At 63.3% G+C, this 12,604-nt stretch carries 13 protein-coding genes; 6 read left to right on the forward strand and 7 right to left on the reverse strand.

Translation table 11 applies throughout. The features are described 5' to 3' along the window. Positions 1-2: 2 nt before the first annotated feature. The 4 genes from AC1DIM_RS13625 to AC1DIM_RS13640 form a co-directional block, all read right to left on the reverse strand. Positions 3-860: a carbohydrate ABC transporter permease gene (locus AC1DIM_RS13625; RefSeq protein ID WP_477711043.1), complete on the reverse strand. Its 858-nt coding sequence runs from the start codon at positions 858-860 to the stop codon at positions 3-5. 76 nt (positions 861-936) lie between these two features. Next, positions 937-1,902: a carbohydrate ABC transporter permease gene (locus AC1DIM_RS13630; protein WP_477711032.1), complete on the reverse strand. Its 966-nt coding sequence runs from the start codon at positions 1,900-1,902 to the stop codon at positions 937-939. 11 nt (positions 1,903-1,913) lie between these two features. Then, a complete protein-coding gene (locus AC1DIM_RS13635; protein WP_477711033.1) occupies positions 1,914-3,221 on the reverse strand; it encodes an ABC transporter substrate-binding protein in 1,308 nt (435 codons plus the stop codon). 71 nt (positions 3,222-3,292) lie between these two features. Then, entirely contained in the window at positions 3,293-4,309 is a 1,017-nt protein-coding gene (locus AC1DIM_RS13640; RefSeq protein WP_477711034.1) for a LacI family DNA-binding transcriptional regulator, read from the reverse strand. Positions 4,310-4,587: 278 nt separating this feature from the next. Between AC1DIM_RS13640 and AC1DIM_RS13645 the strand changes: the two genes are divergently transcribed. After that, entirely contained in the window at positions 4,588-5,619 is a 1,032-nt protein-coding gene (locus AC1DIM_RS13645; RefSeq protein WP_477711035.1) for a DUF808 domain-containing protein, read from the forward strand. A gap of 6 nt (positions 5,620-5,625) precedes the next feature. Here the strand turns inward: AC1DIM_RS13645 and AC1DIM_RS13650 are convergent, their stop codons facing one another. Beyond that, positions 5,626-6,615: an LLM class flavin-dependent oxidoreductase gene (locus tag AC1DIM_RS13650; protein WP_477711036.1), complete on the reverse strand. Its 990-nt coding sequence runs from the start codon at positions 6,613-6,615 to the stop codon at positions 5,626-5,628. A gap of 141 nt (positions 6,616-6,756) precedes the next feature. Between AC1DIM_RS13650 and AC1DIM_RS13655 the strand changes: the two genes are divergently transcribed. From AC1DIM_RS13655 to AC1DIM_RS13670, 4 genes are all read left to right on the forward strand, one after another. After that, positions 6,757-7,641, forward strand: coding sequence for an aldo/keto reductase (locus AC1DIM_RS13655; RefSeq protein WP_477711037.1), 885 nt, complete (start codon positions 6,757-6,759; stop codon positions 7,639-7,641). A gap of 58 nt (positions 7,642-7,699) precedes the next feature. Then, positions 7,700-8,401: a type 1 glutamine amidotransferase domain-containing protein gene (locus AC1DIM_RS13660; RefSeq protein WP_477711038.1), complete on the forward strand. Its 702-nt coding sequence runs from the start codon at positions 7,700-7,702 to the stop codon at positions 8,399-8,401. A 217-nt stretch (positions 8,402-8,618) separates the two neighbouring features. Continuing rightward, entirely contained in the window at positions 8,619-9,602 is a 984-nt protein-coding gene (locus tag AC1DIM_RS13665) for an ABC transporter substrate-binding protein (RefSeq protein WP_477711039.1), read from the forward strand. Between the two features lie 482 nt (positions 9,603-10,084). Next, a complete protein-coding gene (locus tag AC1DIM_RS13670; protein ID WP_477711040.1) occupies positions 10,085-11,194 on the forward strand; it encodes a hypothetical protein in 1,110 nt (369 codons plus the stop codon). Here the strand turns inward: AC1DIM_RS13670 and AC1DIM_RS13675 are convergent. Further along, entirely contained in the window at positions 11,191-11,481 is a 291-nt protein-coding gene (locus AC1DIM_RS13675) for a hypothetical protein (RefSeq protein WP_477711041.1), read from the reverse strand. The two genes, AC1DIM_RS13670 and AC1DIM_RS13675, sit on opposite strands and share 4 nt — an antisense overlap. A 428-nt stretch (positions 11,482-11,909) precedes the next feature. Here AC1DIM_RS13675 and AC1DIM_RS13680 point away from each other — a divergent pair, with 428 nt between their 5' ends. Further along, positions 11,910-12,473, forward strand: coding sequence for a recombinase family protein (locus tag AC1DIM_RS13680; RefSeq protein ID WP_477711042.1), 564 nt, complete (start codon positions 11,910-11,912; stop codon positions 12,471-12,473). A gap of 11 nt (positions 12,474-12,484) precedes the next feature. Here the strand turns inward: AC1DIM_RS13680 and AC1DIM_RS13685 are convergent. Then, positions 12,485-12,604 (reverse strand): integrase core domain-containing protein (locus AC1DIM_RS13685; protein ID WP_477711044.1); only part of this gene is annotated, 120 nt, incomplete at its 5' end.

Genomic DNA, 12,604 nt, shown 5'->3' on the forward strand with positions numbered 1-12,604 from the left:
GATTAGCCCTTTACGCTKGAACCGATATTGGTSGAAATGAAYTGGCGCTGGAAGAARATGAACARCGCGACGGCGGGYGCCGCGAGGACGCAGGCACCGGCRAGGATGGCGCCGAACGGGTTGGATGACGTTGCCGCCACGTTGGAAATGTAGTTGGCCAGGGAAACAGCCAACGGCTGGAGGGCCTGGTCCTTGGTCACCAGGAACGGCCAGAGGAACTCGTTCCACGGGCCGATGAAGGTCAGCAGGATGGCCGTGACGATGGCGGGGCGGACCAGCGGGATGGCGATCTGCCACAGGATCCGCAGCTCGGATGCGCCATCAATGCGGGCGGCCTCGAACAGGGTCGAGGGGAGCTGCAGAAAATACTGCCGGAAAACAAACACCGCAGTGGAATTGATGGCGAACGGCAGGATCATCCCGATGTAGGTATCCGCCAGGCCGTAATCACGCACGATCATGACATAAAGCGGGATCTGCAGCAGCTGGAACGGGATCATCTGCACCAGCAGCATCAGCCCAAAAACCGCCCCGCGGCCGCGGAACTGCATCCGGGCGAGCGCGTAGCCAACCAGGAGGCCGAAGACCACGGTAAAGAGGATCACGCCGCCCGTGAAAATACCCGAATTGACGAGGCCCCTCAACAAGTTGATGGAACCGTTGATGCTGACGTAGTTCTCGCCTGTGACGTTGCCCGGGTTGGGGAAGGCACCGGCCACGGATGTGTCCGGGGAGGTCTGCAGCGAGCCGATGAACATGTAGTAGAAGGGAAAAAGGAAGACAAAGGCACCCAGTGCCAGCAGAATAAAACTGCCCACCCCCAGGTTTCGGCGTTTTTCCACGCCGGCGTCGGCCCGCATCGCAGGTTCCGGCAGCTCCGGATGCCGGCTGGCGTCGTCGTCGTTCTTGGCGTTTTGCGCGTTGGTGACAGACACGTCAGTCCTCCTCTCCGCCAACAAGGCGTCGCTGTATCAGGGCAATCAGGAGCACACCGAGCACCAGCACCACGCCCAGCGCGGCAGCCACGTCCGGGTTCCCCTGCAGGATGCCCTTCTGGTACATCAGGAACACCGGCGAGGTGGATGCGCCGTCGGGCCCGCCGCCTCCCGTCAGGAGGTACGGCTCGGTGAACAGGTTGGCGCCGGTGATGGTGGCCAGCAGGGTGACCAGAAGGGTGGCGGGCCGGACGCCGGGAACAGTGATGTTCCAGAATTGGACCCATTTGTTCCCGCCATCCACGGAGGCGGATTCGTAGAGCTCATCGGGGATGTTCTGGAGCGCGGCCAAGTAGAGCAGGATAAAGAAGCCCAACTGCTTCCAGGTGACGTACAGCGCCACGGTGGGCATGGCCAGCCAGGAGTTGACCAGCCAGGACGGGTTCGGGGCTAACGGCCCCAGCACGGCGTTGACCAGACCGTTTTGTTGGAACAGGAAGAGCCAGACCCCGACGACGGCGACGCTTGCCGTCACGTACGGGACGTAGTAGCTGACCCGGAAAAAGGTCTTCAGCTTCGTCACCCGGTTCAGGGCATTGGCAAGGACCAGCGAGAGGACCACCGTCAACGGGACGTTGATGACCAGGAAGACGCCGATGTTCGCGAAGGACCGCAGGACTGCCGGGTCCGTCAGGACGGTGACGTAATTGTCCAAGCCAACAAACGGCCGGTCCACCGTGACGTGGGGTGCCGTAAAGAAGAAGTCGTGGAGGGAGATGTAGACGGCGTAACCCAGCGGGAAGGCCAGGACAGCAAAGATGTAGATCACGTAGGGTGCGCTGAACAGCAGGCCCAGCGGCTGGGCGCCGAGGAAACTTTTGCGCTTCCTTGGCGCCAGCCGCCGGTCCGCCGTCCCACCAGCCGGTTTGCCCGCGACGGGGCTGCCTTCAGAGGAGCGGAGTGACATTGGGGGTCACGCTACTTCTGGGCTACCAGTTGGTTGATCTTGTCCGCAGCGCCCTGGAACGAGGTGTCGATGGCTTCGTTGCCGAAAATCACGGACTTCGACCAGGCCGTGCGGAACGTCTGCCAGACCTCCACCGAGTTCGCGACGTTGGGCACCTCCACCGTGCGGGCAGCCTGCTCAGCGAACTGCGCGTAGGCCGGGTTCTGGGCGAAGTAGTCAGGGTACGTGGTGCTCAGGTTCTTGCGCATGGGCATCTGGCCCGACTCAGTCAGCAGCTTGCCGTCCTGCTCCTGGCTGGTGGCGAACTTCATGACGTCCCAGGCAGTCCCCTGGTTCTGGCAGGCGCTGTACATGGCCACGTTCTTCGCATCGGAGAACGTGGAAGTGGTTGATTTGGCTGTGGCAGCCGGAACGGGAACGGCGCCCCAGTTGACCTTGCCCTTGTAGGCGGCGATGGCCCACGGGCCGGCCAGGGCCATGGCGGCCTTCCCCTCAAGGAAGGAATCGCCCTGGTAGACCTCCTTGGACGCCAGGTTCTCTTTGTAGAGAGTCTGGAACATGGTGGCTACCTGTTTGCCCTGGTCACTGTCGAAGGTCGCTTTGCCGTCCTTCACCAGCGGGGTGCCGTCGGTGTTGGCGGCGTAGAAGGAGTAGAAATCAAACCACGCCTGGAAGAAGTCGCTGGCCGGTGAGGGCCACAGGGCGTTCGGAGCAGCGCCGGTCTTGACGATGGTCCGTGCCGTGTCCAGCAACTCCGCCTGGGTTCCAAGCTTGGGGTTGGCCGGATCCAGCCCGGCCTTGGCGAACAGGTCCTTGTTGTAGAAGAGGACCACGGGGTTGGACTTCCAAGGCAGCTGGTACATCTTGCCGTCCGAGGACTTGTACTGGTCGGCGAGATCGCCCGTGCGGTCCTTGATGTACTGCAGCCCGTCGGGGAAGCTGTCCAACGCCACCAGGCCGCCCTGCTTCTGGAACTGGGGAACGGCCACAGGGGCGGTATTGAAGACTAGGCAGGGCGCGTTTCCGGCGGTGATGGCGGCGCCGATGACTTCCTCGGAGCTCTTGCCGGCCGGGATCTCCTGTGCGTCAATCTTTTGGTCCGGGTGGGCCGTGTTCCAGGAATCCACCATGGCCTTGCCCCACTTCACCTCGAACTCGTTGTTGGAGTACCAGATCTTGATGGGGCCCTTGGCTGTCGTCGCGGAGGCCGCGCTTCCGCCGCCGCCCCCTCCGCCGCCACCGCACGCCGCCAGGCCGGCGCCCATCACGGTCAGTGCGGCGACAGACATTATTCGCGTGGCTTTGGTAAAGCGCTTCATTGCGACTCCTTGGTACTGGTCCCGGTGGGGATCTTCTACTGGATGGGGTGCTCGATGGTGCAGTGAGTGGTTTATGAGGGGACGGGACCGGTGGACGCGCGGACCAGCAGGGAAGGTGCCTGAAGGTCCGTGTCCTGGCCCGGGTGGGCGCCGTTGAGCTGGTCCAGGAGAACCTGCGCGGCTACCCGGCCCCAACGCATGGGGTCCGTGGCGATGGTGGTGAGTGGCGGATTGAGGTATTGGGTGAATTCGGCGTTGTCGTAGCCGGTGATTGACAAGTCACCGGGGACGGCAAAGCCCTGGGACTGTGCGTAGGACTGTCCCGCTGTCGCCATCAGGTCGTTGGCGTAGACAATCGCGGTGGGGCGGTCGGGGCGGCGAAGGAGTTCAGCCGTTGCTGCCACACCGCCGGCCGCCGTGAAATCTGCTTCCGCGAACAGGTCGGCGGTCAGCCCGGCACTTGCCATGGCCGCCTCCCAGGCCAGGCGCCGGCTACGGCCGTGGATGTACTCCTGGGACCCGCCGACGTGGCCGATCCGGACATGGCCGAGCGTCACCAGGTGTGCCACCGCAGCGGAGATGCCGTCAGTGTCGTCCATCGAGACCGCCGGGAACGGGGAGTCCGCATCCGGCCGGTTCAGGGTTACGGCAGGCAGTTTGAGTTCGCGGAGGAGCCCGATCCGGGTGTCGTTATGCCRCACGTCGACCAGGATCACCCCGTCCACGCGGCCGCCGTCGGCCAGCTTTCGGTAAGCACGCTCCTCCGCGCCGGGCGCCGTCGCCACACTGAGGACGAGGGTGTAATCATGCTCGGCCAGCGTGGTTTCAATGCCGGCAATAAACGCGGGAAAGAACGGATCGGTCCCGAGGAGCCTCGGGTCCCTGGCCATCACCAGGCCCAGTGCGTAGGCCTTCGCGGAGGACAGGCCCTTGGCGCGCAGGCTCGGCTTCCAGCCCAGCTCCTTGGCAACCTGGAGAATGCGCTCCCGGGTAGCAGCACTGACGCCGGGCTGGCCGTTGAGGGCGTACGACACGGAACCTTTGCTGACGCCGGCCGCTAGGGCGACGTCGCTAATGGTTACTGGCATCGGGTGGGCCCTTAGGAGTCAGGATTCTGTGACTCACGCCACTGAACCGGTTCAGTTGGTTACTACTTAACCGGTTCAGTTGGGGATTGTCAAGGACGCCGGGCCTTGGCGGAAGGGCTCGCGCCTCGTTGACGCGCCTTGATGCGGCCCCCGCCCCCGTCTCTATTCGCCAGCATTCTCGGCAGGCTGCCCCCGCCCTAGACTCGGAGCATGCCAATCACGCGCCTCGACCGAGGCATCCACGCCCAGCCGTCCGCACTCAATCACGGGGGCGGGCTGTGAGCGGTGGTCTCGTCGCCCTACTGGACGACATCGCCGCCCTGGCCCGCATAGCGGCGGCTTCGGTGGACGACATCGCTGCCGGAGCCGCCAAGGCGGGTGCCAAGGCTGCCGGCGTGGTGATCGACGACGCCGCCGTCACCCCGCAGTACGTGTCCGGGGCTGACCCGTCCCGCGAACTGCCCATGATCAAGAGGATCTTCTGGGGCTCCCTGCGGAACAAACTGCTGATCATCCTGCCGGCGCTGCTGCTCATCAGCGCCTTCATCCCGGGGGCCATCCCGTTCATCCTCATGGCGGGCGGCACCTACCTCTGCTACGAAGGCGCCGAGAAGGTCTGGCACAAGTTCCGCGGCCACCACGAGGCCGACGAAGACGCGCCGGCCGTCGACCGGGGGCCGGAGGCGGAGGCCAAGGTCACCAAGGGCGCCATCACCACCGACTTCATCCTGTCCTGCGAGATCATGGTCATCTCGATGAATGAAGTGGCGCACGAATCCCTGTGGGTCCGGGCACTCATCCTGGTCATCGTCGCGCTCGTGATCACGGCGCTCGTTTATGGCGCCGTCGCACTCATCGTCAAGATGGACGACATCGGCCTGCACCTGGCAGCCAAGGACTCCGCGGGCTCCCAGCGAGCCGGCGAGATGCTGGTCAGGGGGATGCCCGCGGTGCTGACTGCGATCACCCTGATCGGGACGATCGCCATGCTGTGGGTGGGTGGCCACATCATGCTGCAGGGAGCACACGACCTCGGCTGGCACGCCCCGTATGACCTGGTCCACGCCATCGAGTCCCCTGTCGCCGGGATCGCGGCTGTGGGCGGCGTCCTGGCCTGGCTCGTCAACACCCTATGCTCGGCCGTCCTGGGGCTCGCCTGGGGTCTCCTAATCATGGCTATCGTTGGCCCGCTGCTCAAAGCACTGCCGTTCGGCAAAAAGCAGACCGGCCACGACGAGGGCGCTGTTCATGCCGCAGCCGCGGGGCACCGGCCGACGTCGCCTAAGGTCGATCCTCCCGTTCAGCCCTAGCCGCGACTAGACCCGGGCCAGCCCGGCAACCTCGGCGAGCAGCTCGACGGAGCGGATCCGGGCGTCGGTGCCGCTGTTCTGGTGTGCCACGATCAGTTCGTCGGCATCGGAGTGCTTGGCGAACCCGTCCAGGTAGTCGATCACCGCGTCCGGGGTGCCGATGGCCGAGTACTTCACCATCTGCGAAACATGCTGGCCCTGCGGGGAGTCCAGGATCATGTCCGCTTCGTCGTCGGTGAACTCGCGTCCGCCGCCGAAGAAGAGTCCCACCCGGGCTCGCAACGTGGCCCGGAACGCTTCCTGCGCTTCGGCAGCGGAATCGGCGGCGATCACGTTCACGCCGGCGATCACGTGCGGCGCATCGAGCTGGGCGGACGGCTTGAATTCGCGGCGGTAGAGCGCCACGGCATCCTGCAATGCGTTGGGGGCGAAGTGCGAGGCGAACGCGTACGGCAGCCCCAGCTGGGCGGCAAGGCGCGCGCCGAACAGCGACGAACCCAGGATGTAGAGCGGCACGTTGGTGCCCTTGCCGGGGGTGGCCTCGACGCCCTGGATCCGGGTGGGGCCGGTGAGGTAGCCCTGCAGTTCCAGGACGTCCTGCGGGAAGCTGTCGGCGGACATCGGGTCCCGGCGCAGCGCGCGCAGGGTGTTCTGATCGCTGCCGGGGGCGCGGCCCAGGCCAAGATCGATCCGGCCCGGGTGCAGCGTCTCAAGGGTGCCGAACTGCTCGGCGATGGTCAGCGGCGAGTGGTTGGGCAGCATGATTCCGCCGGCTCCGAGCCTGATGGTGCTGGTGTGTGCGGCCACGTGGGCGATCAGCACACTGGTGGCGGAGGAAGCGATGGAGGACATGTTGTGATGCTCGGCGTACCAGATCCGCCGGTATCCGAGTTCCTCCGCCCGTTGCGCCATGGCCACGCTCCCTGCGAAACTTTCCGCCGCCGTCTGGCCTTTGCCAATGGTTGCCAGGTCAAGGATGGAGAGGGGAAGCGTCACGTCGGTGCCGGCCTTTCAAATGCGTTGCGTAGGAGTGGCCGCGCCGGGTTGCGGCGGGCACACTCTGCACAACGACGGCGGCGCGGGGGATATTTCATCCCGTGACGGAATACTCAGCATGCTGAGGGAGTTGCCGCCCCTATGAGCCAAGACAAGAACCAGACGGAACTGTCCGCAACCATCGATCTCAGGGACCTCGGAACCGTGCACCGCCTCGGCTTTGGTGCCATGCGCATCGTAGGCGACGGCGTGTGGGGTGAACCCGCAGACCGCCAGGCTGCCCTCGCAGTGGTACGCCGCGCCGTCGAACTCGGCGTGGACTTCATTGACACCGCCGATTCCTATGGGCCCAACATCAGCGAAGAGATCATCGCCGAGGCCGTGCACCCCTACGGGGAAGGGCTGAAGATCGCCACGAAGGTGGGCTTCACCCGGACCGGCCCCAACAAATGGATCCCGGTGGGCCGGCCGGAATACCTGCGCCAGCAGACCGAACTGAGCCTGCGCAAGCTGAAGGTGGACACCCTGGACCTGCTCCAGCTGCACCGGATCGATCCTAAGGTGGACGCGGACGAGCAGTTCGGCGTGCTCCGCGAGCTGCAGGATGAAGGCAAGGTCCGGGCGCTGGGCCTGTCCCAGGTGGGCGTGGCCGAACTCGAAGCGGCCGGAAAACACTTCACCGTCTCCACCGTCCAGAACCGCTACAACCTGACGGACCGCAGTTCCGAGGATGTGCTCGAGTACGCAGAAGCGAACGGCATCGGGTTCATCCCGTGGGCCCCCATCTCGGCAGGCGAACTCGCCCGGCCGGGCGGCCCGCTGGACGAAGCGGCCAAGCGGCTGGGCGTCACCACCTCGCAGATGGCACTGGCCTGGCTGCTCCGCCGTTCGCCCGTGATGATGCCAATCCCAGGCACTGGATCGGTGAAACACCTTGAAGAAAACGTGGCTGCGGCGGAGGTCCGGATCGACGACGCAACCTACGCTGAGCTTGAGACCGCGTCCAAGGCATTGACCGAGGCCTGAGCGCTGCGGACCCCGTACCTATCCGCCGGAGAGGTCCGGCACAGACTGGAGATACAGCATGGCAAATATCCTGATGGCCGTATCGGCCGCTGACTCGCTCACCATGAAGGACGGCAGCGAACACCCCACCGGCTACTGGGCGGAGGAACTCGTTGTCTCGCACCGCGTGTTGCGGGATGCCGGACACACGGTCCACATCGCCACACCGGGCGGGGTGAAGCCCACCGTAGACCAGGTCAGCCTGGCCCCCGAGTCCGCAGGCGGCCAGGAACGAGCGGACGGTTTCCGCAAGTACCTGGCCACCATCGACGCCGAGCTGTCGGCGCCGCTGGTGCTGGCCGACGTCGACATTAGTGCCTACGACGCCGTGGTGATGCCCGGCGGCCACGGCCCCATGGCCGATCTGTACAAGGACGCCGACCTCGGCCGCCTGCTCGTTGCTGCCAATAGTGCCGGAAAGGTCATTGCACCCTTCTGCCACGGTCCGGCCGGGCTGCTGAGCGCAACGCTCGACGACGGTTCCTTCGCTTTTGCGGGCCGCCGCCTCACCGTTTTCACCAACGAAGAGGAACTGAACGGCGGCACCGGGGAGAACACCCCGTGGCTGGTTGAGGATGCGCTCAGGGAGAAGGGCGCCGTCATTGAGAACGCGGCCGCGTGGAGTTCCAACGTGGTGCGCGACCGCAACCTCATCACGGGCCAGAATCCGCAGTCCAGCGAGGACGTGGCCAAGGAAGTGATCAAGGCGCTGGCCGGCTAAGGCCCGTCGAAAACCGCTCGAAGGCACGAAGGAGTCCGGCCATGCGGCCGGGCTCCTTCACTTTTAGTTTGTGACGGCCCCTGACGCCCGGTTAACCGCCGTTGCCCCTCGTATCGCACCGTTTCGGCGACCTTTGATCTGGTGCAGGTGCTCCCGGATAGTTGCTGCCACAAGCGTTACTTCCGCTGCATCATCTTCCACTTTCAAGGGGCAAATCATGACCAGAGTCAAGACCAAACAGGCTGCCGGGGCAGCCCTCGCACTTACTTCTCTGCTGGCACTGGCAGCCTGCTCGGACCCAGGCGCAACGGCGGCGGCAGCACCGTCGTCGGGCTCTTCCACCACCGCCGCAGGCAAGACGTTCAACCTTGCTCCCGAGCAGAACCGCATCAAAACAAGCGTCGATGCAGAGGCGGCCGCACAGGTGCCCGCAGCCATCAAGGCGGACGGCAAACTTACCGTGGTCACCACGGGAGGCTCGGCTCCGCTGACGCTGTTCGCCACGGACAACAAAACGCTGATAGGCAGCGAAGTGGACATCGCCTACGCGGTGGGCGAGTCCCTGGGCCTCCAGGTCGAGGTGCTTCCCGTCGCGTGGGCCGATTGGCCGCTGGGCGTCGAATCCGGGAAGTACGAGGCAGTCCTGTCCAACGTCACCGTCACCGAGGCGCGGAAAGAGAAGTTCGACTTTGCCACCTACCGCAATGACCTCCTGGGCTTCTACGCCAAGGCCGACTCCACCGTCGGTGACATCAAGGAAGCCAAGGACGTCGCAGGAAAGCGCATCATCGTGGGCTCCGGCACCAACCAGGAAGCGATCCTGGTGCGCTGGGACGAAGAGAATAAGGCGAAAGGTCTCGAGCCGGTCGCGTTCCAGTATTACGACGACGACTCCGCCTCAACGCTGGCACTGCAGTCCGGCCGTGCGGACCTGACGTTCGGCCCGAACGCGTCGGCTGCCTACAAGGCCGCCAAGGACGGCAAGACGAAGGAGGTGGGCACGCTCAACGGCGGCTGGCCCCTGACAGCTGAAATCGCGTTCACCACGCAGAAGGGCAACGGACTCGCGGTTGCGGCCCAGACGGCCCTCAACCGGCTCATCAAGGACGGCACTTACTCCCAGATCCTCGACCGTTGGGGCCTGACGTCGGAAGCCGTTACGAAGTCCGAACTGAACCCGGCAGGCCTTCCCAAGAAGTAGCCTGGTGACGCGAGGAATCCCCGCCTTGCTCCAGCGAGGCGGGGATTCATCTTCCCCGGACAGCAGGGCAACGAAGTGTTGAGCGCTCATGCCGCGGTCCTGGTCCGCCTCGACCTTCCGGGGGCGCGCTCCCTAACCGTTGGTTCAACACCGATAACGGACGTTACGTCAAGTAAGTGTACTGATAGTTGCAAGCGCTATATAATTTCTCCATCTTTACGGCCCTCCTGGCTGACGTTGAGCCGTGAGGTACCGTTGCGCGCGCGCCCTAGATCGCCGGTCCTACAAACAAGAACTTTGTTGCCCCGCGGGAGTAGTCCGGGCGGAACTTTCTTGATGCTTTCTTGAGCTTCCGTCGCAAAGAAATTGAGAATGATTTGCAACACTGAGGCCGAGGATCAGCTCGGATACGTACATCCGCAGCCAGCCGAGGCCGGCCTCGGGAGCCTCTGGCAACGCACTCAACTTGAAAGGTTCCGGATTTGGCAACTACTCATGGATTTCGCGTCTACGTGGTGCAAGCTTTCAAGAATCGCATCAAAGACCAGGAACCTGAGGACGCCTCCTGCAAGTCTTCAACAAGCGAAATAATTCTTGCCCTACTGGAGTCCCTGCACCACCTGGAATCACACCATTTGGAGCCCAGGGCATCCGTTGAGGGCCTGCCACCGAAGCCCACGCGGACCGTTACTGTTGGCGAGCCCCATCTGATCCGTGATGATCTATGGCACGTGGTTGTCTCTGTGGGTGAGCTAGGTAGCCATCGCAGAGCCACGAGGCCCGACAAAAAGCCCCGAGATCTCAAGAAGTGGTCCGCCGAGGCTGAACATCATGTCACTTTCCTGTTCCCTAAGAGCGGCAAAGAGTTCCTGGTGGTGGCTCACACGATTCGCCGACGGGACCCCGTTCCGGAGCTTTTCAGCCTTCTCACTCAGTCTGGCGTGCAGCAGAAGAAATCCGCCAAGGCTGCCGAGGATGCAGCCCGCGAGCTTGCTCGAACTGAAGGAATATCGCCACCTAACCGCGTGCCCCACTCCCGCCTGCTCTTCTCGCGACGCCAGGCCGTCGACAACAGCTACATTGACGAAATCATCGGCTCGGCAAAGAGTGCCACGGCAGTATTTCGAAGCACTGTTCCCTCTGACCGCGGCGGAAAACGCCCACAGGTGAGACGAAGCCTTCAAATCCAACTGCGGGACGAGAACGAAAAAGAGATTGGGCGAAGCGTAGGTAAGAGGTGGTTCCATCGAGCAAAAGCCGGCAACTCCTCAACCGCGGCACAGGGAGTCTCCGAGCTTGCTGAGCTGCTTGAAACGGAGAACCTGTTTCATATTGATGAAGTGGCCCGATACAACACTGCTTCTGTCGCCGTGATGAGCGATTCCGGTGCTTCCACAACAATTGCCGTGGATACTCTGCGTGATGTTTTCACGTATCCGGTTTCGGAAGGAGAACCTTCCCTCCGCTTCTACTACGACAAGGTTGCCCCTCGTGTTCGGGTCGTGGCGGCTGAGGAACGGGTAGATGTCAAAGCCATCTCGCCAGTGGAGGTAGAAGAGTGCCTGGACGCTTCGATCCCCGTCCCCTCCTAAGGGGGGTTGGACAAGGACTGCGGAAAAGACGGGATACCGGTCCTGAAGCTCCAGATAGGAAGGCCAGGGCCGTTCTCCTGGTTCTCCCTCTGGCGGCTGCCGGCATCGCTGCGGCCTCTGGCTTTGTTCTCCCTCATGCCGATCAGTTCATCGCGGGTGCCGCCGTACTTGTAGGTGCCCTCTTTGCCGCTTTCACTCAAATCGCCTCGTGGCGGGATCGCCTCCTGATGCGCAGGAACCAAACTGATGGTGTTGACCTGAGAGCCCTCGACGAAGCTGGCGCCCACGTACTCTTTACGGTCGTGGTCTCCTTGGTAGCAACCGCAAATTTGGTTGTTCTAGCTAACTTGGACATCGACCAGGAAGACCCAAGTCTTCCGTACGCCACCGTCCGAACAACCTTGACGTCAGTCGGAGTGGGAGCCTTTACCTACATGACCATTTCGCTGTTCGTTGTGGTCAACCTGTTATGGGATGCGTACGAAAAGTCAGGATCCCCCAGAGGCCAGTCTGGCGGGTGACCGTTGCTCTGCAGCGCGCGCGAACGTTCCTTCACTTCATCCCTCAGGCTCTCTTTATACCCACAGGTAGCCAAACATTCGTCAGATCCCTTGACGAGCGGAATAGGTCCACCTGAGCTCCCACGTCCAAGTGCCTTGACGTTCTGCCGGAAAGGCCTTAGAAATCAATCTGACAGAAGAGGGTTGGAGGCACAGTGACGGGACAGCGGATCGGGTACGTGCGCGTGAGCACGCTGGACCAGAACGAGAAGCGCCAGCTCGAAGCCCAGATACTGGACCGGGTCTTCACGGACAAGGCCTCCGGCAGGGATACGGCCAGACCACAGCTAGCTGAGTTGCTGCGGTTCGCCCGCGACGGGGACACCGTAGTTGTCCACAGCATGGACCGGCTCGCCCGCAATCTCGATGACCTGCGTGCCCTGGTCCAAGGCCTGACACTCAAGGGCGTGCGGGTCGAATTCGTCAAAGAGAGCCTGGTCTTCACCGGCGACGACTCCCCCATGGCCAACCTCATGCTCTCGGTCATGGGTGCCTTTGCCGAGTTCGAACGATCACTCATCAGGGAACGCCAGCGGGAAGGCATCGCCTTGGCCAAGCAGCGCGGCGCCTACAAAGGACGGAAAAAGACCCTTACTCCGGAACGCGCGGGCGAGCTGGTCCAGCGCGCCGTCGACGGTGTGCCGAAAGCCGTCCTTGCCCGCGACTACGGCATCAGCCGGGAGACCGTCTACCAGTACCTGTGGTTGGGCCCCCGTTAGCAGTCCAGCGTCTATGCGATAGCTGATTGGTTTTCTTGCGTCCAGTTTTCCCAGTAGCGTTTCGGCGTCATGCCGTCCAGGGATCCGTGGGGCCGTTCATGATTGTAGATAGCTTTCCATTCTTCGGCCAA

The sequence above is a fragment of the Pseudarthrobacter sp. 01T43 genome, from assembly GCF_056398665.1.